The sequence below is a fragment of the Luteibacter sp. HA06 genome (assembly GCF_054061215.1).
In genome coordinates this window covers 317,895-338,363 of record NZ_JBSSDZ010000001.1, presented here as the reverse complement: position 1 = coordinate 338,363, position 20,469 = coordinate 317,895, and the positions used below count along the sequence as shown (strand labels likewise).

Annotated in this window: 16 protein-coding genes and 1 pseudogene; 5 read left to right on the top strand and 12 right to left on the bottom strand. The window is 64.7% G+C overall.

Annotated features, from left to right (window positions below; genetic code table 11):
• Positions 1–5: 5 nt before the first annotated feature.
• Positions 6–1,685 carry an ArnT family glycosyltransferase gene (locus ACVWWJ_RS01415; RefSeq protein ID WP_456966501.1) on the bottom strand — a complete coding sequence of 560 codons (1,680 nt, stop codon included), beginning with the start codon at positions 1,683–1,685 and terminating at the stop codon, positions 6–8.
• Positions 1,686–1,922: 237 nt separating this feature from the next.
• Here ACVWWJ_RS01415 and ACVWWJ_RS01410 point away from each other — a divergent pair, with 237 nt between their 5' ends.
• From ACVWWJ_RS01410 to ACVWWJ_RS01400, 3 genes are read left to right on the top strand one after another with little or no spacing between them, the layout of a single operon-like run.
• On the top strand, positions 1,923–2,468 hold the full coding sequence (locus tag ACVWWJ_RS01410; RefSeq protein ID WP_159889799.1) for a sigma-70 family RNA polymerase sigma factor: 546 nt from the start codon (positions 1,923–1,925) through the stop codon (positions 2,466–2,468).
• Positions 2,465–3,478, top strand: coding sequence for a FecR family protein (locus tag ACVWWJ_RS01405; RefSeq protein ID WP_456966500.1), 1,014 nt, complete (start codon positions 2,465–2,467; stop codon positions 3,476–3,478). Before ACVWWJ_RS01410 ends, ACVWWJ_RS01405 begins: the two co-directional genes overlap by 4 nt.
• 28 nt (positions 3,479–3,506) lie before the next feature.
• Positions 3,507–5,987 carry a TonB-dependent siderophore receptor gene (locus tag ACVWWJ_RS01400; RefSeq protein WP_456966499.1) on the top strand — a complete coding sequence of 827 codons (2,481 nt, stop codon included), beginning with the start codon at positions 3,507–3,509 and terminating at the stop codon, positions 5,985–5,987.
• Here the strand turns inward: ACVWWJ_RS01400 and ACVWWJ_RS01395 are convergent.
• The 6 genes from ACVWWJ_RS01395 to cyoA all read right to left on the bottom strand — a co-directional run bounded on the left by ACVWWJ_RS01395 (position 5,984) and on the right by cyoA (position 11,909).
• Complete coding sequence (locus ACVWWJ_RS01395; protein WP_159891402.1) at positions 5,984–6,913, bottom strand: DUF535 family protein; 930 nt, start codon at positions 6,911–6,913, stop codon at positions 5,984–5,986. The two genes, ACVWWJ_RS01400 and ACVWWJ_RS01395, sit on opposite strands and share 4 nt — an antisense overlap.
• 70 nt (positions 6,914–6,983) lie before the next feature.
• Complete coding sequence (locus ACVWWJ_RS01390; protein WP_456966498.1) at positions 6,984–7,763, bottom strand: SURF1 family protein; 780 nt, start codon at positions 7,761–7,763, stop codon at positions 6,984–6,986.
• On the bottom strand, positions 7,760–8,167 hold the full coding sequence (cyoD, locus tag ACVWWJ_RS01385; RefSeq protein ID WP_046965717.1) for a cytochrome o ubiquinol oxidase subunit IV: 408 nt from the start codon (positions 8,165–8,167) through the stop codon (positions 7,760–7,762). Before cyoD ends, ACVWWJ_RS01390 begins: the two co-directional genes overlap by 4 nt.
• Positions 8,164–8,739 carry a cytochrome o ubiquinol oxidase subunit III gene (gene cyoC, locus ACVWWJ_RS01380; protein WP_200851618.1) on the bottom strand — a complete coding sequence of 192 codons (576 nt, stop codon included), beginning with the start codon at positions 8,737–8,739 and terminating at the stop codon, positions 8,164–8,166. The genes cyoD and cyoC overlap by 4 nt, the downstream gene beginning before the upstream one ends.
• Before the next feature lie 55 nt (positions 8,740–8,794).
• Positions 8,795–10,768 (bottom strand): cytochrome o ubiquinol oxidase subunit I, encoded by a 1,974-nt coding sequence (cyoB, locus tag ACVWWJ_RS01375; protein ID WP_200851617.1) that lies wholly within the window; start codon positions 10,766–10,768, stop codon positions 8,795–8,797.
• A 67-nt stretch (positions 10,769–10,835) separates the two neighbouring features.
• Positions 10,836–11,909, bottom strand: a complete 1,074-nt coding sequence (gene cyoA, locus ACVWWJ_RS01370) for a ubiquinol oxidase subunit II (protein ID WP_456966497.1) — start codon at positions 11,907–11,909, stop codon at positions 10,836–10,838.
• Between the two features lie 142 nt (positions 11,910–12,051).
• On the opposite strand from cyoA, the gene ACVWWJ_RS01365 reads away from it, so the two are divergent.
• A complete protein-coding gene (locus ACVWWJ_RS01365; protein ID WP_159891394.1) occupies positions 12,052–13,404 on the top strand; it encodes an MFS transporter in 1,353 nt (450 codons plus the stop codon).
• A gap of 97 nt (positions 13,405–13,501) precedes the next feature.
• On the opposite strand, the gene ACVWWJ_RS01360 is transcribed toward ACVWWJ_RS01365, so the two are convergent.
• Together ACVWWJ_RS01360 and ACVWWJ_RS01355 are read right to left on the bottom strand one after the other, a co-directional pair.
• Complete coding sequence (locus ACVWWJ_RS01360; RefSeq protein ID WP_456966496.1) at positions 13,502–14,488, bottom strand: NAD-dependent epimerase/dehydratase family protein; 987 nt, start codon at positions 14,486–14,488, stop codon at positions 13,502–13,504.
• Positions 14,489–14,501: 13 nt separating this feature from the next.
• Positions 14,502–15,044: a DUF2058 domain-containing protein gene (locus tag ACVWWJ_RS01355; RefSeq protein WP_159891390.1), complete on the bottom strand. Its 543-nt coding sequence runs from the start codon at positions 15,042–15,044 to the stop codon at positions 14,502–14,504.
• 104 nt (positions 15,045–15,148) lie between these two features.
• On the opposite strand from ACVWWJ_RS01355, the gene ACVWWJ_RS01350 reads away from it, so the two are divergent.
• The gene (locus ACVWWJ_RS01350) at positions 15,149–18,259 is read left to right on the top strand and encodes a discoidin domain-containing protein (protein ID WP_456966495.1); all 3,111 of its coding nucleotides are present in this window, start codon (positions 15,149–15,151) and stop codon (positions 18,257–18,259) included.
• A gap of 22 nt (positions 18,260–18,281) precedes the next feature.
• On the opposite strand, the gene ACVWWJ_RS01345 is transcribed toward ACVWWJ_RS01350, so the two are convergent.
• The 3 genes and pseudogenes from ACVWWJ_RS01345 to ACVWWJ_RS01335 form a co-directional block, all read right to left on the bottom strand.
• A complete protein-coding gene (locus tag ACVWWJ_RS01345) occupies positions 18,282–18,719 on the bottom strand; it encodes a fimbrial protein (protein WP_456969642.1) in 438 nt (145 codons plus the stop codon).
• Between the two features lie 590 nt (positions 18,720–19,309).
• Positions 19,310–19,502: pseudogene (locus ACVWWJ_RS01340) on the bottom strand (conjugal transfer protein TrbN); the annotation flags it as partial.
• A 200-nt stretch (positions 19,503–19,702) separates the two neighbouring features.
• The gene (locus ACVWWJ_RS01335) at positions 19,703–20,263 is read right to left on the bottom strand and encodes a fimbrial protein (RefSeq protein ID WP_159891386.1); all 561 of its coding nucleotides are present in this window, start codon (positions 20,261–20,263) and stop codon (positions 19,703–19,705) included.
• Between the last annotated feature and the right edge of the window lie 206 nt (positions 20,264–20,469).

Below are 20,469 nucleotides of genomic sequence, written 5' to 3'. Positions count from 1 at the left end.
CGCCGCTACTCGGGAACACACCCCGCCAGAGTCCCATCCCCCGGCAACAACGCCGAACGAACGCGATTGGCGATGCCCATGTCCACGACCCTCTCGCGGATCACACAGTCATCCAGCGCGTCTTCATTAAGAAGAATCCATCGATGCGCAGGGTCGCCGCGCTGCCATGCGCGGGCATCCGCAAGTTGCAGCGCGGCATCGCGCGTAAAGCCGAATTCGACCACCGGGCGCCGTGCCTGGTACAGCACTTCCTCGCGCCATGACACGAGTCCGAGCTGGCCATCCGGACCGATCCGCGCATCCGCCTCACTCATGAGCTGGACAGCGGACTGGTTGGCATTGAGCAGCGGGTACGTCATGACCGGCCAGACGACCCACGCGAGGCCGGCGCCGACCATCAGGGCGAGTGCGCCACGCCGCGGACGGAACACCGCGGCAGCCAGGAGGAAACCGATGCCGGCGACGATGACGCACAGCCATAACGACTGGCCGTGACCAGGAAGTTCGTAGCCCTCGGCAATCCGCTGGGCAGCCCTGGGCGCCGCCATCCACGCCCAGACACCCACGGCGGCAAAGAGCAGCCCGGTGGCGACGGTGAGGCCGAAGGCTAGCCGGGGCATCCAGCGCGCTTTCAGCAGATCGCCGACGTAGGGCGCCATCGCCAGCGCCAGCATCGGCAGCCCCGGCAGGATATAGATCGCCCGCTTGCCCGTCGGAAGCGAAAAGAAAATCAGGACCAGTACGAACCACATCAGCGGCATCCACACGCGGGGCTCGCGCAGGCGCCACGCTTCGCGCCAGCGCGGCGCGAGCAGGGGAATCAGCCACCAGGTGGGCATCCACAGGCGCAGGATCACCAGCAGGAAGAACCACGGCGCCTCCTCATGTGCCCAGGAATCGGCGTAGCGATCGGCCGTCTGGTGGAACAGGATGTCCTGAACGTAGTTGAGATATTCCGGAGTGCGGAGCCCGTAGGCGGTGATCAGCATCGGCGCGAGCCATACGGCGATCGCGAGCAGGAAGAACACCGCGCCCCCCGCCCATCGCCACCCGTCGCCACGGGTCTGGCTCAGACCCGGCCACTGCCGCGCGCGCATGACGGCGTAGGGGATGAGCATCAGCAAGGCGATGACACCCACGCCCTTGGTGATGACGCCCAATCCGGCGGCGAAGCAGCCCAGCCAGTACATTTTCCAGTCGGGGCCGCGCAGGCAGTGCAGCAGCAGCCCGGTGTTGGCGAGGGTGATCCAGAACAGTTCGAGGGGATCGATCTGGCCGTGTTTGACCACATCGACGAAGGCCATCGTCGTCAGCACGATGGCGGCCGCATGGAGGCCAACCCGTGCATCCCACAGGCGGCGCCCCAGATACGCGACCAGGGCGAGCGTGCCCAGCCCCGAAAACAGCGAGGTCAGCAGGAAGGCACCGCGCCAGCCACCGGTGAGCCACATCCAGACCGCCTCGGTCCACATGAGCAGCGGTGGCTTGTCGGCGTAAAGCTCCATGCCACGATGCGGGAACAGCCACTGGCCGGAATCGAGCATCTGCCGGGCGACCAGCGCAAAGCGCGGCTCATCGGGCGGCCAGGGGTCGCGCATGCCGATACCGGCTGCGAGCACCACAAGGGCGAAAAGCATGAACCAGCCGAACTCGCGGCGAAGGGGGCGTTCGTCGGTGGAAATCATTGATAAAACAGGGGACGGCGGGGTGGGGAGTCATGCTAATCGAGGCCGCTGACAACTCCCTTACAACTACCTGGAGGAAAATCAGGCCGTTCGCATTTCAATTTCCCGGAGCTGGGACGTCTAGGGTGTTCGCCGGTGCGGAAATCGGCGCTCGTTCTGCCCGTACGGGCGTCGATTTCCCACCGTGCGAACCTATAGTGACTCTCTCCCTGCCTTATGAACGCGGTAAGACAACCCATGGATCCATCCGAGGCGACGGGCACGCCAGCGGGCGGTAAACGTGCCGCGCAGGTGGTTGCCCTCTTCCGTGAACATAATGCGGCGCTCGTGGCGTTCCTGCGGGCGCGACTGAATTCGCACGCCGATGCTCAGGAAGTCGCCCAGGAGGTTTATCTCAAGTTGCTCTCACTCGACGAGGCAACCCGGATCGACTCCCCACGCGCCTTCCTGTTCCGTGCCGCGTCCAACCTGGCCGTGGACCGGCTGCGCATGCGCAACGTGCGGTCCAACGCACCGATGGACCCGGACAACGACGACTGGCACGTCACCCCGATTCCCGAGCAACACGCCTCAGCCGTCGAGCAATGGCGCGACCTCCGCCAGGCCCTGGATGAACTGCCGCCGAAAACCAGCCGGGCCTTCGTCATGCACGTTGTCGATGGGCGCGACTTCGCCACCATCGCCAGGGACATGAAACTGAGCGAGCGCATGGTGCGCTACCACGTCGCCAACGCCCTTGCTCACTGCCGCGAACGTCGCGATCGCGCGGAGAACCCCCAATGAACACCGCTTCTTCCGCCCATCGTCATATCGAGAACACCGCCGCCGACTGGTGGTCGCGCCTGCGCGATCCCGCCCTGCCGGAGCAGGCCATGTTGCAGTGGGGCGAGTGGCTGGAAGCCGATCCCCGCCACGCCGTCGCCTTCGACCGCGCCTGCGCCCTGGCCGAGGCGGCCGCTGCCATGGACGGAGCCACGCGTGAGGCCTTTGTAGCCCGCTATGTCCCGCTGGCGGTGCGCCGCCGCGCGCCACCGCGATTTGCCCTTGGCCTGGCCGCCGGCATCGCGATCATCGTGCTTGGCGCAGGGCTGTTCCTGGCCCTGCGCTCTGCCGGCGCGGAATCGACCCGCCAGTACGCCAGCGAGCATGCAGGTCATCGCGACATCGCGTTGCCGGACGGTTCGAGCATCGAGCTGGGCGGCGCCACTTCGATCACCGCAAGGTACGGTCGCGACGAACGTGCGGTCGAGCTGGAGGCCGGCGAAGCCTTCTTCCGCGTCGCCCATGCCGAGCGGCCTTTCGTGGTGACGGCGGGTCCGCTGCGGATCCGGGATCTGGGTACCGCCTTCAATGTCCGCCGGACGGGCAACCGCGTCACGGTGGCCGTGACCGAGGGCCGTGTGCGGGTATCTCCCTCGGCGTCGGACGGTGACGCCGGCACTGTGGAATTGGGCGCAGGCCGGGAGGTCTCGTTCGATCCTGAGACGCAGGCGATGCGTATTCTCGATGTTTCGGCGGCCTCCGCCACGGCCTGGCGGGGCCACCGGCTGGAATTCGTCAATGAGCCACTGTCCTCCGTCGTGGACAACGTGAACCGGTACAGCACCCGGCCGATCCGTCTGGCCGACGCCGATCTCGGACGCCTGACGTTTACCGGCACCGTCGAGGTCGATACCATCGACAGTTGGGTGTCCGCCTTACCGCGGGTCTTTCCGGTTCGCGTGGACAGCTACGCCGACCGGCTGGAGCTGGCTCACCAGACATCGATGACGCGGAGTCAGAAGCCGCGCTGAAACCCCACCCCCTTTGGGACGGCAGATCTTGCAGTACTCGCTTCGCGGGCGCCGGCGCGCACTCACCGGCGCTCTCGCGCTTGCGTGGGCGATCCACGTTGCCTGCGCCGCCGATGCTCCCGCCGAGGGTTCCGCGAACGTCGTCATCCCGTTCGACATCGCGCCACAGCCGCTGGCCACCGCGCTACTGGCCTGGGGCAAGCAGAGCAATGTGCAGGTCCTCACCGCATCGGGGTCGATCGCCAACTGGCGGTCATCGGGCGCGAACGGCGTGCTGACGCCGCACGCGGCCCTTGACGAGCTACTTGCTGGCACCGATCTGGAAAGCGAGACGTACGACGCGCGCACGGTGGTGGTGCGTCAGCGCCAGAAGCCCGGCAACGCCACGCCGGCACCGCTCGATCCGTCCGTCGTGTTCGACCCTGGCAGCGTCGTGCCTCTGGCCACCGTCGACGTGCAGGGACTGATCCAGGACAACGGGTTCAAGGCCGACACCACACGCACGGTGACGCGTACCGATGCGCGCCTCACCGACGTCCCGCAATCGGTCACGGTGGTGACACGCGACGTGATCGAAGCGCAGCAGGCCGTGGATATCGGCGATGTCGCGCGTTACGTCGCAGGCGTTCAGTACGTGGATGGTTACGGTGGATCACCCCTGTTCCTTATTCGTGGCTTCGATGCGGGGCACGGTATGACCGATGGCATGCCCAATGGCATCGCGCGTACGGAAGACCTGCCGCCGCTGATCGGCATCGAACGCGTGGAAGTGCTTCGCGGTCCCGAGGCGATCCTCGGCGATGCCTCGCAGAACAATAACTTCGGCGGCTCGATCAACGTCGTGATGAAGCGACCGCAAGCCGAGACCGTGCACACGATCGACTATTCCGTGGGCAAGTACGACGGTGCGAGGCTCGGTGTGGACCTCGCCGGAACCGCATCGAAAGATGGCTCCCTGACCTACCGCGTCGTCGCGTCGGGGCAGCGTGGCGAGAAGACGCCGCAGGGCGACGGCGGCGGCCGCGGCGCCTACCTTGCCCCATCGCTGGCATGGCAGGGCGACCGCACCCGCGTCATGGGTGGCCTGGAATTCGTCGACAATCGCGTACCCGGTCCCGAGCACACGGTGCTGCTGGGTCCTTCGTTGTCTGCGGCGTCGCCGGTGCGCTCCGTTCCGGGCAACCCCGGCGACATATCCACCTACCGTACCCTTCGCGGCGTGTTCGAGGTCGATCACGATTTCGACAACGACTGGACGTTCCACAGTCGGGGCCAGTACGTGCGCCAACGCAGCAACGGAAGCAGCTGGTCGTACCTTTCGTCGAGCCCGGTTTCGGTGTTCGGGGGCACATCGTCGGCGGTGGCGCGCAGCTTTCGCTACTCCGGCACCTACTGGACATGGCAGAACGACCTCACGCGCACGTTCCGCACCGGCGATGTGACCCACACCGTGCTGGTAGGCATGGACCTGGCGCGCACCCACGCCGGCGACAGTGGTGGCGGCAGCATCACCGAGGGAACGACGATCGATGAGGCCGACCGCAGCGCGGTGATCGTGACGCGGCCGCTGGCCTATGACCTGCGTACCGGCGCCACCATGTCGGCGAAGTTCAACGCGCTGCTTGCACCGGTCAGTACCACCGTGCAGACCCTGGGTGGGTCCTGGCAGACGAATGCGGGCGTCTACCTGCAGGACCAGATCGCCCTGGGTGACCGTTGGAACATTCTCGCCGCGGTTCGACGCACCAGCTACGAACTCGACACGCGGTGGACGGACGGCTCCCCGCGAAAGGTCCGCAAGGATCGCTGGGTGCCGAAACTCGGCGTGGTGTACAAGCTGACGCACGAGGTCTCGCTTTATACGGACATGTCGACGGGCTTCCAGCCGGACCCCTTGCTCGGCAAGGATGGCCAGCCGCTGCCGGTCGCCACGTCGCGGCAGATCGAAGCGGGCACGAAGATCGATCTCTTCGATCAGCGCGCGCGCCTGACCGCCGCGGTCTACCGCATCCGTGTCGACCACAGCGTGGACCTGGTCTCGCCGGAGCCTCCCTTCTTCGCAACGCCGGGGCCGGGTCAGACCAATCGCGGCCTCGAGCTTGAATTCACCGGCCGCGTGGCACCGGATTTCGACGTGCTCGCCAGCCTCACCGAATCGCGCATCCGCAACCACGATGACACCCGTCCCACGGGCGCCCCGAAACACCAGGCTGCCGCGTGGGCCAGCTATCGCTTTGGCAACGGTTCGCCAAAGCCCTGGGGCGTGGCGGCAGGCATCCTCGGCCGCAGCCGCAGCGAGGGGCGCACGACGAACGATGGGCAATACTTCGGCATTCCGGGGCAGGCCAGCGTCGAGACCAATGTGTCGCGCTACGGCGAGAACTGGCGGATCACGCTCGGCGTCAAGAATCTCTTTGCACGCACGCTGTACGCGGTGAATTTCGACGAGACCTTCGTGCCGATACGGCAAGGACGTGTCGTGCTGCTCACAGGCAGCTACGACTTCTAGGCCGGCGCGCGGGTGAACGACTTCAGGGTGACCTCGCAGGCTTCGCGCCGGAAGGCATCGCGATCCGCACGTCCGCTGGATACGCCCAGGCAGGGAATCTCATAGCATCCGCCCGCACCCGGCACCCCGCCGTGGCGTCGCCAGAACCGGTCGTACGAGGCTGTCGTGACACCGGCCCTGCGATCGAGCGGGTGCGCGCTTCGCGACACACCGCGCACGCGGTCGATACCGTAATAGGTAGCCAGGGCGCGAACGACAGCCAACAGCAGGTCCCGCGGACGCAGGCCACCGGTAGCGCGGGTGAAGCGCGCGATGGCTCCGCGCCCGAGATACGCCCACGACCCACGCATGGCGCCCACCAGCACGCCATCGACCCCCGCGAACGTGATCGCGCAGGACGAGATCACTTCCTTGTCGGCGTTGAGCAGGTACAGGCCCAACTCGCCGGTGGATTCGTTCTCCGGGGCACGCGCGTGCAGGAAGGCCATCTCGCCGCCGCCGAGGGGAAGCGTGGCCAGGCGCACGTCGTGGCCCTTGAGCAGGCGATTGCGCAGCCGTTCCGGAAACTCACGAGCGACGAAGCGGTAGTGCGCGTCGATCATCCGTGCTCGCGTGGGCAGATCGAAGGCCCGCGAGATGTAGTGCATCTGCCAGCGCTCGTAGACCCGGGGGTTCAGTTCGGCGGCGTCGCGCATGGCCCGCGACCCGCCAACCAGACCCAGCCAGGCGGCCTGGCGACGAAAAGCGAAGAGGCTGCGGAGCAGGTAGGGCAGCCGCTGTTCCCTCACCGAGCCCTGCCGGCGCAAGACAGCCCGGCGGCGGGCATGATCGAGAACAAGCGCAAGGGCATGTCGCGGCGGCTTGCCGAAGGGCCGGCCGAGCGTGACGTCAGGGACCGCTGCAGGATCGGGGTAATGCGAGTGCATACCCCTAAGACGTTCGGCGCCCGAAAAATTGAAACAGGGGGACACCGAAGCCCACCCCGGTAGGAGCCGCTCAGCGGCGAAGCTTCCGCCTCTGGTCTTTCCAGACGACCCAACCGCCCACCAGCGTCAACAATGCCAGCGCGAACCAGGTAATCGCATAGCTGAGGTGGTTATCCGGAAACGCGATCACCGTCAGTCCGCCGACCGGGCCATCGTTGCCCTCGCCACGCCCGGACGACGACGCTGCGTCGGCATCCACGAAGTAAGGGGCGACGTCGTCCAGCCCCTTCGCTGTCGCGATGGCCGCAACATCCCGCGAGAACCAGCGGTCACCGGCCGGATCGTTCTTCTGCAGGAAGGCACCCTTCGGCTCGCTGATCCGCAACAGGCCAGAGATCGTGGTCACCCCCGCAGGACCGGGCGTGCAGCTCGTCTTACCCGCGCACCAGGTGGGTGAAACGAAGCCGCGATTGACGATGATGATGTCGCCCGAACTCGTCCGCAAGGGCGTAAGAAGCCACGAACCCATACCGAGCTCCGTGCTGGCGCGCACGCGCACGCTCTTGCCCTGGAGGAAACGACCGGTGAGTTTCACGCGGCGGTATTCGTCGTTCGCGACGCTGACCTGCGGCCACTGCCCGCGCCCGGGAGCATCCACCGGTTGCGCGTGCACACGCGTATCGACGCGGGCGATCAGCTCGTGCTTCCACACGCGGCGATGGACCTGCCAGGTGCCCAGCGCAATAAACCCGACAAAGACCAGTGCACCGAGCAGCACCAGCAGGCCCCTAACGAAGACGCCGCGCGGTGAGCGCGGCGTCCTTGTCTGGTTTGTTGCGTCCGCGCTCAAGGCAGGTTCTTCACCTGCTGCTCGGTCATGTCATGGGACATGCCCGGCATCATGTTCGAGTTGAGGTGGAACATGACCCAGATGGAACCCGTCAATGTGATCACGACCAGGATCAGGGTGAACATCAGCGCGAGCATGTTCCAGCCACCCTGCGACTTCGTATCCATGTGCAGGAAGTAAATCATGTGGACCACGATCTGGATGGCTGCGAACGTGAGGATCACGATCGCCAGCGTCTGCGGGTTCGGGATGACCTTGCCCATCACCAGCCAGAAGGGGATCGCCGTCAGCACCACGGCGAGGAAGAACCCCATCATGTAGCCCTTGAGGGTGCTGTGGCTGACTTCTTCTTCACCGTGACCGTGGTCGTCGTGGTGGTCGTGCGATTCGATGTGCGCGCTCACGGCAGCACTCCCATCAGGTAGACAAAGGTGAACACGCCGATCCAGACCACGTCGAGGAAGTGCCAGAACATCGACAGGCACATGATGCGACGCTTGTTGGCCGGGGTAAGACCGAACCGGCCGACCTGCACCAGCAGCGTGATCAGCCAGATGATGCCGAAGGTCACGTGCAGTCCGTGGGTGCCGACCAGGGTGAAGAACGACGACAGGAACGCGCTGCGCTGCGGACCCGCGCCCTCATGGATGAGGTTGGCGAACTCGTAAAGCTCGATCCCGAGGAAGGCCGCACCGAACAGGCCCGTGATGATCAGCCAGGCCATCATCGTGCCGCGGCGGTTCTTCTGCATCTCCAGCACGGCAAAGCCGTAGGTGATCGAAGACAGCAGCAGCATGGTGGTGTTGATCGCCACCAGCGGCAGCTCGAACAGGTCGGCACCCGACGGGCCGCCCGCGTAGCTGCGGCCGAGGACGCCGTAAGTGGCGAACAGGCAGGCGAAGATGAGGCAATCGCTCATCAGGTAGATCCAGAACCCGAGCAACGTGCCGTTTTCCGGGTGGTGGTCTTCCTTCATCCAGAACTGAAGGTCCTTCTGGTCCGCGACGACCGCGGCAGGCGTGGCGTGGATATCAGACATGGGCGGCAAGCTCTTCCGTGCGGGCGGCCTCGGTCCGGGCCACGACGTCGGCGGGGATGTAGTAGTCGCGTTTGTAGTTGAAGGTATGGCCGATCGCGGTCACCAGCAGACCGAGGAAGGCGACACCGGCGATGAGGAACATGTGCCAGATCATGGCGAAGCCGATGACGAAGGCGAAGCCCGCGATATAGACACCGGCCGCGGTGTTCTTCGGCATGTGAATCGGCAGGTAGCCTTCGGTACGACGCTCGGCGCCGCGCTCCTTCATCTGCCACCAGGTGTCCTGTTCGTGGATGACCGGGGTAAAGGCGAAGTTGTAAGACGGCGGCGGCGATGACGTCGACCACTCCAGCGTGCGGCCGTGCCACGGATCGCCGGTGACATCGCGCAGTGCTTCGCGACGCTTGATGCTGACGAAGATCTGGATGAGGAACGCTGCGATACCGCCCGCGATAAGCACCGCGCCGAACGCGGCGATAATGAACCAGATCTGCAGCGACGGGTCTTCGAAGTGGTTCATACGGCGGGTCACGCCCATGAAGCCGAGGACGTACAGCGGCATGAAGGCGAAGTAGAAGCCCGTCAGCCACAGCCAGAACGACCACTTGCCCCAGTACGAATCCAGCTTGAAGCCGAAGGCCTTGGGGAACCAGTAGTTGATGCCGGCGAAGACGCCGAAGATCACGCCACCGATGATCACGTTATGGAAATGCGCGATCAGGAACAGGCTGTTGTGCAGCAGGAAGTCGGCGGGGGGCACGGCCAGCATGACGCCGGTCATGCCGCCGATCACGAAGGTGATCATGAAGCCCATCGTCCACAGCATCGGCACTTCGAACTGGATACGGCCACGGTACATCGTGAACAGCCAGTTGAAGATCTTTGCGCCCGTGGGGATCGAGATGATCATCGTGGTGATGCCGAAGAACGAGTTGACGCTCGCACCGGAACCCATGGTGAAGAAGTGGTGCAGCCAGACCAGGTACGAAAGCACGGTGATCACGACCGTGGCATAAACCATGGAGGCGTAACCGAACAGGCGCTTGCGGCTGAAGGTGGCGACCACTTCGGAGAACACGCCGAACAGCGGCAGCACCAGGATGTAGACCTCGGGATGGCCCCAGATCCAGATCAGGTTCACGTACATCATGGCGTTGCCGCCGAAATCGTTCGTGAAGAAGTTGGTGCCGACGTAGCGGTCCAGCGAGAGCAGCGCCAGTACGGCCGTCAGCACCGGGAAGGCGGCGACGATCAGCACGTTGGTGCACAGCGAGGTCCAGGTGAAGATGGGCATCTTCATCATGGTCATGCCCGGCGCGCGCATCTTGATGATGGTGGCGAGCAGGTTGATGCCGGAGAGGGTCGTTCCCACGCCGGCCACCTGTAGTGACCATATGTAGTAGTCGACCCCGACATCGGGACTGGCCGCCAACCCGGAAAGCGGCGGATACGCCAGCCAGCCCGTGCGGGCAAACTCACCGACAAACAGCGAGGCCATCACGAGCATGCCGCCGGCGACGGTCATCCAGAAGCTGAAGTTGTTGAGGAACGGGAAGGCCACGTCACGCGCGCCGATCTGCAGCGGCACCACGAAGTTCATCAGGCCGGTGACGAACGGCATCGCCACGAAGAAGATCATGATCACGCCGTGGGCGGTGAAGACCTGATCGTAGTGATGCGGCGGCAGGAAGCCGGCGTTACCGTTGAAGGCCATCGCCTGCTGGGCGCGCATCATGATGGCGTCGGAGAAGCCGCGCAGCAGCATCACGACACCGAGCACCATATACATGATGCCGATCTTCTTGTGATCGATGCTGGTGAACCACTCGCTCCAGAGGTAGCCCCAGAGCTTGTACCTGGTGAGGACCGCCAGCAACGCGATGCCGCCAAGGGCGACCGCGATGAACGTGCCGATAAGAATCGGCTCGTGGTAGGGAATCGCCTCGATAGTGAGGCGTCCGAAGATCAGTTTGACTAGATCGGGTGTGTTCATTACCGGACTCGGCGAGGCTTGAATCGGAAAAGGCGGCCGCTCAGAGCGGACGTCCGGCAGGTGTTACCGGCGCACCGGTGGCGCCGCGGGCGGCGCACAAGGCGCCCACGTAGCGCTTGCCGTCGTCGGCTACACCCAGGCGCGAGCGGGTGCCGGCATCGAGCGAGGTGACGTTGTACGTACCCACCACGCCCTGGCCGCCCTGCTGGTCGATCGCCATCATGTCGCTCTGGCACATGCGGTTCGATTCGACGCAGCGGTTGAGGATCGCGTTGTACAAGCCAGGCGCGACGGTCTTGTAGTAGTGCACCGGTTCGCGCTCGCTGGGCTGCTCGAGCTTGAGGTAATCCTCGCGGCTCAGGGTGTTGCCATCGGCGCGGGCCTTGGCTACCCAGGTGTCGAAGTCACCGTCGGACAGGCTGTGGAACCGGAAGCGCATGTCAGAGAAGCCGGCGCCGCTGTAGTTGGCCGAGATACCTTCGAAATCGCCGGTCTTGTTCATCACCGCGTGGAGCTTGGTCTCCATGCCCGGCATGGCATAGATCATGCCCGCCATGGACGGAACGAAGAACGCATTCATGACGTTCGAGGCGGTGATGTGGAATTCGATCGGGCGATCGACCGGGGCGGCCATCTCGTTGACCGTGGCGATGCCCTGCTCCGGATAGAGGAACAGCCATTTCCAGTCCAGCGCCACGACTTCGACTACCAGCGGCTTGGTGCCGGCGGCAACCGGGCGCGACTGGCCGATCTGGTCCAGCGGGCGGTAGGGGTCCAGCTTGTGCGTGCTGGTCCAGGTGATGGCGCCCAGCGCGATGATGATCAGCAGGGGCGCCGACCAGATCAGCAGCTCGAGGACCGTGGAGTGGTTCCAGTCCGGGGCGTAGTCGTCATGGTTCTTGTTCGATTCCCGGTATTTCCAGGCGAACATGAAGGTCATGGCGATCACCGGGATGATGATGATCAACATCAGCACCACAGAAATAATGATGAGATCGCGCTGCTGGCGCGCGACATCGCCCGAAGGCGAGAACAGCACGGCATCGCAGCCCGACAAGAGCAGGACCAAAGCGGGGATCAGCAATCCGCGCATCATCTTCATGGACATTCGCATGATGGAGGCAACCGTGGGGACACGAAAAAATACGCCTAACGGCCTTTCAAGACCATAGGACACTTTGTCCCATGGCCCTACAAGCCGAGTGGTGCGATCCTTCGCTATCCTGTAATTAACTCCCAAGACCGGGCCGAATACGATGTCGAGCATTTCACACGCCCATCACAATGCCGCGGAAGGCGCCGAACAGGATGTCCGCCGCCAGCACGAGACCAGCCACGCCCCCGTCGCCCCAGGCGAAATCGCGGTCGGCGTCGTCATCGGCCGTGCCTCGGAATACTTTGACTTCTTCACGTACGGCATTGCGTCCGTCCTCGTCTTTCCGTCGGTGTTCTTTCCGTTCCTGAGCCAGCTGGACGGCATCCTCGCCGCCTTCGCCATTTTCTCGCTGGCGTTCATCGCCCGGCCGCTCGGCACCACGCTGTTCATGGCTATCCAGCGCAACTGGAGCCGCAGCACCAAGCTTACCGCTGCCCTGTTCCTGCTTGGCACGTCCACGGTATGCATTGCCTTCCTGCCGGCGAACACGTCGAACGGCTACACGGTCATTGTGATTCTCTCGGTGCTCCGCTTCTTGCAGGGCATTGCGCTCGGCGGCTCCTGGGACGGCCTGCCCTCCCTGCTGTCGCTGAATGCCCCGAAGGGCCGCCGCGGCTGGTATTCCATGCTGGGCCAGCTGGGTGCACCCGTCGGGTTCCTCATCGCCGCCTCGCTGTTCCTGTTCCTGCACACCCAGCTGTCCCCGGAAGACTTCCTGAGCTGGGGCTGGCGTTACCCCTTCTTCGTCGCCTTCGCGATCAACGTGGTGGCCCTGTTCGCCCGCCTGCGCCTGGTGGTGACCGAGGAATACACCCAGCTGCTGGAAGAGCGCGAGCTCGAGCCCATCGGCATCATCGAGATGGTGACGGCCCAGGGTTACAACCTGTTTATCGGCGCTTTCGCAGCGCTGGCCAGCTACGCCCTGTTCCACCTGGTCACCATCTTCCCGCTGTCGTGGATCGCGCTGAACCGCTCGCAGGACATCAACAGCGTCCTGGTGGTGCAGCTGGTCGGTGCCCTCCTGGCGATCCTGGGCACGATGGCCTCTGGCCTCATTGCCGACAAGTTCGGTCGTCGCAACACCCTCGGCACCATGGCCGTGCTGATCGCCCTTTTCGCGATCGCCTCGCCCTGGCTGCTCGGCGGCGGCAAGGTCGCGCAGGATGCCTTCCTGCTGATCGGCTTCGCCCTGCTCGGCCTTTCCTACGGCCAGGCTGCCGGTACGGTCACGGCGAATTTCGCCAAGCGTTACCGCTATACGGGTGCCGCCCTGACCTCCGACTTCGCGTGGCTGTTCGGCGCGGCCTTCGCTCCACTGGTGGCACTGGGCCTGTCGACACGCTTCGGCCTGGGGGCGGTGAGCGTTTACCTGCTTTCCGGCGCGGCCTGCACGCTGCTGGCGTTGCGGATCAATAAGGCGCTGGAGACGGATCGGTCCAAGCCGGCTGTTTGATTGCAGGCTGGCTGGCTGTAAAAGCATCGCCGCTGAAGCGGCTCCCACAGGATTGCGCCGTTCAGTGTGGGAGCCGCTTCAGCGGCGATGTGACCCCTCAGCCGGCAACCGGATAGGGCCCCTCGGCGAACCCAGCGTCGTGATACCCCTTCACCCCGATCGCCCGGGCCATGTCGCTGCGAAAATCCTCTCCGCGGCGCAGGCAATCGAGCACGAAGGCAAAATCCCGCCGGGGCTTCCACCCCAGCTCACGTGAAGCACGGCTACTGTCATAGACCCGGTCCAGGGTCGGCAACAGCTTCCAGTCGCGCGCGGCATACAGCGCATCCACGTCCGGAAAAAGACCCCGCACCACAGCGGCTGCATCGGCACGCAGGGCGACCACATCGTCCCGCGTGAACGGAGGCGTGGCCGAGACGATATAGCGGCCGAAACCGAGAGCCGGCGCGCGTTCGATCGCCAGCAAATGCGCCTCGACAACGTCGTCGATATCGGCGCGTCGATAGAGCAGTTCGTTGGCCTGCGTGTTCAGCGTATCGTACTGCGCACGTACGCCGGCATTGTCATCATCTTCCGGGAAGAAGCGCGATGTTCGCAGCACGATGACGGGAAGCTTATCTTTCCTCGCAACCAGCTCGCACATGCCTTCCGCGGCGATCTTGGTCGCTCCGTAGATGTTTTTCGGGATCGGCGCCACGTTTTCGTCGATCCACGCGGCAGGCTCGCCGGGCCCGGGCGACAGGGCCGCGCCAAAGGCACTGGTGGTACTGGTGAAGACGAAAGCCTTCACCCCGTGCGCCACCGCGGATTCAAGCAGCGCGACCGTGCCCGCCACGTTTGTGTCAACGAAGGCCCGCTTCGAGTGCGTTGCCACATGCGGCTTGTGCAGGGTTGCGCTGTGAATGACCGACGTAGCACCCGACATGGCGTCGCGCACGAAGGCCTCGTCGGTGATCGAGCCGACATGGTCGGTGAACGCGGAGGCCTTGATGTCGATGCCGCGTACGGAGCGCCCCTCCGAGCGCAGCCGACGGACGATGGCCTCGCCCAGGTGTCCGGCGCTGCCGGTGACCAGAACGCTCATCGGCAGTCGCTCCTTACCAGATCAAGTCATCGGGGACGACGAACTGCTTGTAATAGTCGTCATCGTCGTCGGCAGGCAACGGCGCGTTGTCCTTGCGGCCGTGATCGGAGACGACCACGTCGGAGACGCGCATGTGGATTTTGTCCGCTGCCGTACGCGGGATGAGTTCGTAGCGCTCGTCGAGCTTCGCGATGGCCAGGACGCCGGCGGCAAGCTGGGCGCGCAGCGGCTCGCTGACGAGCAGGCTGGTGATCTTCTCGCCGTCGGTGAAGCGATACGCGATGTCGCCGTCGCGCTTGACCCGCGTCGTCTCGACGATCTGACGCACCTGGGCGCGGATCTCTTTCTTCCGCGCTTCGGCGTTGCGCTCGGCGGCGATCGCGCGATCGCGCTCGGCACGCTCAGCCTGCAGCTTGCGCGCGTCGACCTGGGCTTCGTCGGAGACGACAGGCGCCTTGCCCTGCCGCTGCTTGGCCTGCTCGCGCACGACCTTGGCGATCTTGTCCTTCTTGACCAGACCGGCCTTGAGCAACTGTTCCTGCAATGGATTACGCATATCGGGTCATTCGTAAGGTCGCGAGACCACCGATTCTAGCGCCGAAGGCTTGGTTACATGGCGTTACGTGCCTAGGCTTGGTGACCTCCCCGGAGGTCCTTCGTATGCCCCGTTGCCACGCCTTGCGCGCCACCCGCCTGACCCTCGCCCTACTCAGCCTGATGGCGGCCCCGGCCTTCGCTGCCGACGGACTGCCGCCGCGCAGCGAGTGGCGGGCCAGCAGTTCGTCGCAACAGGTCCCGGCCCTGGCGCCCGCCCATGCCATCGATGCGGATGAATCGACCCGCTGGGGCGGCGGCTTCAGTCCCGGCCAGTGGTTTCAGGTGGATCTGGGCCGCGTCACCCGTGTCGGGGGCGTGCGCATCCATTGGGACAGCGGCTTTGCGGCGTCGTACTCGATCCAGGTCTCGACCGATGGGACGACGTTCCGCCCTGTCTACAGCGTCAGCGATTCGCCGGGCGGCACGGAATACCTGGTCTTCCCGGCGGCGGAAGCGCGATACGTGCGCCTTGCGGCACCCGCGAGGACGGCCGACTGGGGTGTCTCCGTCTTCGAATTCGAACCGTTCGCCGCTGCGGACGCCGCTCATATCACCGGCTTGAACGGTAGCGGCGATGGCGCCTCGCTGTGGGCCGACGGGACCACCCGGACCCTCGTCGGGAAGGCTGCGGACGGCGCCGGGCAGTTGGACATCACCCTGCCCCGACCTCTGACCATCGCCGGGCTGGAGGTCGAGTGGGCAGGCCCACGCGAGGGCGCGGCCCTGGAAGGGCGGGACACGAACGGGCGCTGGACCACGATCGACACCGATCCCGGCAGTCTTGGGGACAACTCCTACCTGGCAGCCCGGACGCCGCGCGAGGTCTCCGCGCTACGCCTGGTCGTCGGGCAGAAAAACGGCATGGCGCCATCGGTGAAGCGTCTGCGGCTGTTGGGGCCGATGCGCGTCATGACGCCGATGAAGCGCTACCAGATCGTCGCATCACGAGCTCAGGCGACGCTCTTTCCCTCGTCGCTGCATATGCAGCAGGTGTACTGGACAGCGGTCGGCGTGCCGGCGGGTCTGCAGAAATCCATCTTCGACGAGTACGGCAACATCGAGCCGTATAAGGGCGGCCCGCAGGTGCAGGCGATCTGGCGCGATGCCGCCGGCCACGCCAGCATCGCCGATGGCGCGGAACGCACCCACGCGCTGCGCGATGGGTGGAAGCCGATGCCTTCGGTGACATGGCCGGCGCAGCCGGGCGTCATCGTCACCAGCGAAGCCTTTGCGATCCAGCAAGGGTCGCAGCCTGTCGTGCTGCTGCGCCATCGCCTGACCAACAGGAGTGGCGCACCTGTCGACGGCACCCTGTCCCTCGTCGTGCGACCGATGCAGGTGAACCCGCCCTGGCAGAACGGTGGTGCGTCGCCCATTCATGACATCGCGATGGTTGGCGACGCGGCGCGTGCCAGCGTACGTGTAAATGGCCGCACTCTGCTTGCATCGCTTACGCCGGTGGACGCCGCGGGTGCCGCCCCGTTCGGGATGCATGGTGAGACCGAGATCACGGCGACCGTGGCTGCCGGAGAAGTTCCGTCCGCGCGCGAAGCGCACGACGACGATGGCCTTGCGGCTGCCGTGCTCGACTACAGCGTCCATCTTTCTGCAGGTGAACAGCGCGACATCGTGCTGGCGTTTCCACTCGGCAACGCAGCGTCCGACAGCAGCGGACACCTGCCCGAGCCGCCGGAAATCGACCGGAGCGTGTTGAAAGCGGACGCTTTCGATGTCTTATCCGCGGATGTATCTGACGAATGGCAGAGACGCCTTGGCGGCGTCGCCATTTCGTTACCCGACGAATCCCTGGTGAACATCCTGCGCTCGCAGGCCGCGTACATGCTGGTCAATCAAACCGGGCATGCCATGCAGGCGGGACCACGCAACTACAATCGCTCGTTCATTCGGGATGGCGCAGCGACAGCGTCGATCCTTCTGCGCATGGGCGAGACGAAGACGGCACGCGATTACCTGGATTGGTATGCCGCCCACGCGGTGCACGAGAACGGCCTGGTCTCGCCCATCCTCAACGCCGACGGCAGCGTGAACCGCGGCTTCGGTTCGGATATCGAATACGACAGCCAGGGCGAATTCATCAACCTCGTCGCCGATGTCGCCCGTTTCGGCGGCGGCGCGGCCAGCGTGAAAGCCTATGAGCCGAAGGTGCGTGCGGCGATGCACTTCATGCAGGAGCTTCGCGAGCGCACGATGGTTCCGGGTTACCTGAGCGACCTGCCCGCACCAGAACGTTTCCACGGCATCATCGCCCCGTCGATCAGCCACGAGGGCTATTCCAGCCCTACGCATAGCTACTGGGACGACTACTGGGCGCTGAAAGGATGGCACGACGGCGCGTGGCTGGCGGAACAGTGGGGCGACACGGAGCTTGCCTCGTATGCTCGCAGGCAGTACGCCGCGCTGCGTGAGTCGTTGCGACGCTCCATTGAAGCGACGATGGCATGGAAGGGTGTCGACACGATTCCCGCCGCCGCGGATCTGGGCGACGGCGATCCGACGAGCGTTTCCATTGCGCTGGATCCGGCGGGACAGATGGATGTGCTACCTGCCGCAGCGCTGAAACAAACCTTCGACCGCTACCTGGCCGATGTACGCAAGCGCGAAGCCCCCGGCGAGTTGTTCGCGTATACGCCTTACGAGCTACGCAACGTACTTACCTACGTCTACCTGGATCGGCCGGGGGATGCAGCCGAACTGCTCGCCGATGTCGTGCGTGACCGGCGGCCGCCCGAGTGGAACATGTGGGCCGAAGTGGTGCATTCGCGCTTGCGGCATCCAGGATATCTCGGTGACATGCCGCACACGTGGATCGGGTCGGAATATGCGCGAACGATCTTCGGCATGCTGATGCGTGAGGCGGACGATGGGTTGTACCTGTTGCCGGGCGCGCCGCCATCATGGGTGGCGGGCAAGGGGCTGTCCGTGACACGTCTACCGGTAGCCTACGGCTCCCTCAGCATGACGGCGCAACGCAAAGACTCGATATTCAGAGTCACGCTCGGCGATGGCATTCGCGCCGACACGCCCATGCGGGTGTTCTGGCCGGATCGCGTGAAGCCAAAAGCTGTCACCGTGGATGGAAAGCCGGCAAAGGCGTGGGATGTTGACGGCGTAAGGCTTACGAAGCCCTTCCACACGCTGGTCGCCGAGTACTGACCCTCACGGTGCCGTTTCTCGCTCATCGAAACTCCACGAGCACGTTGACGGCACGACTGAACATGCCGCCGCGCACTGTCGCCTGGGTTTCCCTGAGGCGAGCGTGAAAGGTGTAAGCCTTGCCGGAGCCCAGCGCGTTGAGCCGGGACGGCACACCGGGTGAGACATTCCGCTTGTACTCGTCGCCCAGTTCCAGACCGACGTTGGTCGGCCCGTCCAGGGTGAACAGGTCTGGCTGGCCGGCGACGCCATCGGCCTTCGTACCGAACGTGAACTGCGCCACGAGGCCGACGGGCTCCTGACATTGCTCCACCCGCAGGTTGAACGCCACCCAGGGCGTTGCGCGATCCGGCGTTGCGAAATTACTCGCGTTGTACGGCCCCAGCTTCACCGTCTGGTTGAGATCGTCCACGACAATGCTGCAAGCCGGCCGGACCAGGGTCAGATCGTAGATGGCCATGTGCCGGAAAGGTTTGGTCCTCGCGCCGTTAGGCTGCACGGTCCACTGCTGGCCGATCGTCACCCTGTCGAAGGCCCCGAACTCCACCGGACCTGTCATGCGTTTGATGCGATAACCGATGTTCGCGTGGTTGCTGCGAACGGGATCGCCGAGTTTGAAGTTCCGCTGGTACCTGTGTGGAAAAGGAAACGTCGTGCCGTCCAGCAACTCGTCGATGTAGAGCTCCACCCCAAACCCGGAAGGCCTTCCACCGACGGTCAGCGGCACCAGGCTATCGATCGTCACTGCGCTGTAATCGCCCTCGAACGTGGCGACGCCTTCGATGCATGTCGCCAGAACGTTGCCATCGCCGTGAGCCTTCTCGTCGCGCACCACCGTACCCGGAGCCATGTCGTTGGACACGACGATCTGCGCGGTCTGGCCGATCTGGTAGTAGCCGTCGGCAGAGTGATAGCACCCGCCGTTGGCAGCAAACGCCGCGGCGGGGTGCCACAGCGTAGCCAGTATTGCTGCGCGCGGGAGGTGCCGGCGTACTGTCCGGGTCATCTCGATCATACTTCTCGCCTCGTTCCTTAAGGAATGACATCCACGACGGCGTCGTGGGTAGGAAAATGGTTGTCCAGCCACGTGGCCCATCGCCCGGCGCGCCCGGATCAGATCGGTTCGGTAGCGCGCGTTGAACCGTGGCGTGCGCGAGTGGTAGTTCGACGCCCGCGTCCACACGTCACCGCGGTCGTTACGCAGGTGCCCGCGTATTCGCCAGGCGGCGAGCATGTAGGGGTAGATGTATCGGGTCGCATTCATGACTACGCCCGCCGGGACGGCGCTGGCGCCAAGCAGGGTCGCCATGGCAACCAATACTGGTGGCCAGCGTCGGGGCATCCGGTTCCTTCCATGCATGTTCATAGCGTTCCTTCCTGTGAACCGAACGATCGCCGGCAGATGCCGGCGATCGCCTTCTTCGCTAACTAAAGCGCGGGGACTTAAGGGCCAGCCGGTTCGAAGCGGACGCCGTAGACCACCGAGCTGTTCGCGCCACCCGCGACCACGGCGCTCGTCCGCTGAAAGCCGGACGCGTAAACAAGCGCGGCCTGGTTGTTGGTGACGGTTTCCTGCACGGCACCCTGGTCGTTGGCCAGGATGTCGATGGGGGTGTCCGCCTTGTCGAACAGGCGGATCTGCACACCCGACGCGCCGCCGGTCACGGCGAGCGCACCGGTGTTCGGATCCACCGTCGAACCGTTCTCAAAAGCCGCCCACACCTTGGTACCGTCGGTGCATGCGGTTTCGCCGGCGGCGCCCACGTAGATCCGGAACGGGGTCTTCCCCGCGATGTCGCCGACATTCGCGAAGGCACCCGCGCTGACGCCCTTCATGTTGACCGTGAAGTCCGGACCGTTACCGGCGTCGCCGCCGTGGACGGTGCAGGTGACGTTGCTGATCGAACCCTCGAACGTAATCGTGCCGCCTTCGTCGGCAGCGAATGCCGACGGGGCCGCCATGCCTGCGATAAGCAGGGCGGAAAGTGTTGCCTTGAGGTTCATCCAATTAACCTTTTACTGATTTTTGTGTTGATCAACGGCCAGAAGCGGCCGCCGGGCCTGGGGAGACACGGGGTCATCCCCGCGCATCACGCAGCCGTGCTCGACCAACGCGAGCGCCAGTAGAAGTCTGTAGGAATCGCCTCGCGATCCATATGGAAGATTACTCAAAAGTGGGTTTTTCTTACGCACGAGAACGGACATCGCCG

Excerpts from the sequence above, each read along its gene's own strand:
- ACVWWJ_RS01415 (WP_456966501.1), bottom strand. The coding sequence starts at position 1,685 with ATGATTTCCACCGACGAACGCCCCCTTCGCCGCGAGTTCGGCTGGTTC.
- ACVWWJ_RS01410 (WP_159889799.1), top strand. The coding sequence starts at position 1,923 with ATGGATCCATCCGAGGCGACGGGCACGCCAGCGGGCGGTAAACGTGCC.
- ACVWWJ_RS01405 (WP_456966500.1), top strand. The coding sequence starts at position 2,465 with ATGAACACCGCTTCTTCCGCCCATCGTCATATCGAGAACACCGCCGCC.
- ACVWWJ_RS01395 (WP_159891402.1), bottom strand. The coding sequence starts at position 6,913 with ATGCACTCGCATTACCCCGATCCTGCAGCGGTCCCTGACGTCACGCTC.
- cyoC (WP_200851618.1), bottom strand. The coding sequence starts at position 8,739 with ATGAAGGAAGACCACCACCCGGAAAACGGCACGTTGCTCGGGTTCTGG.
- cyoA (WP_456966497.1), bottom strand. The coding sequence starts at position 11,909 with ATGCGAATGTCCATGAAGATGATGCGCGGATTGCTGATCCCCGCTTTG.
- ACVWWJ_RS01365 (WP_159891394.1), top strand. The coding sequence starts at position 12,052 with ATGTCGAGCATTTCACACGCCCATCACAATGCCGCGGAAGGCGCCGAA.
- ACVWWJ_RS01360 (WP_456966496.1), bottom strand. The coding sequence starts at position 14,488 with ATGAGCGTTCTGGTCACCGGCAGCGCCGGACACCTGGGCGAGGCCATC.
- ACVWWJ_RS01355 (WP_159891390.1), bottom strand. The coding sequence starts at position 15,044 with ATGCGTAATCCATTGCAGGAACAGTTGCTCAAGGCCGGTCTGGTCAAG.
- ACVWWJ_RS01350 (WP_456966495.1), top strand. The coding sequence starts at position 15,149 with ATGCCCCGTTGCCACGCCTTGCGCGCCACCCGCCTGACCCTCGCCCTA.
- ACVWWJ_RS01345 (WP_456969642.1), bottom strand. The coding sequence starts at position 18,719 with ATGGCCATCTACGATCTGACCCTGGTCCGGCCGGCTTGCAGCATTGTC.
- ACVWWJ_RS01335 (WP_159891386.1), bottom strand. The coding sequence starts at position 20,263 with ATGAACCTCAAGGCAACACTTTCCGCCCTGCTTATCGCAGGCATGGCG.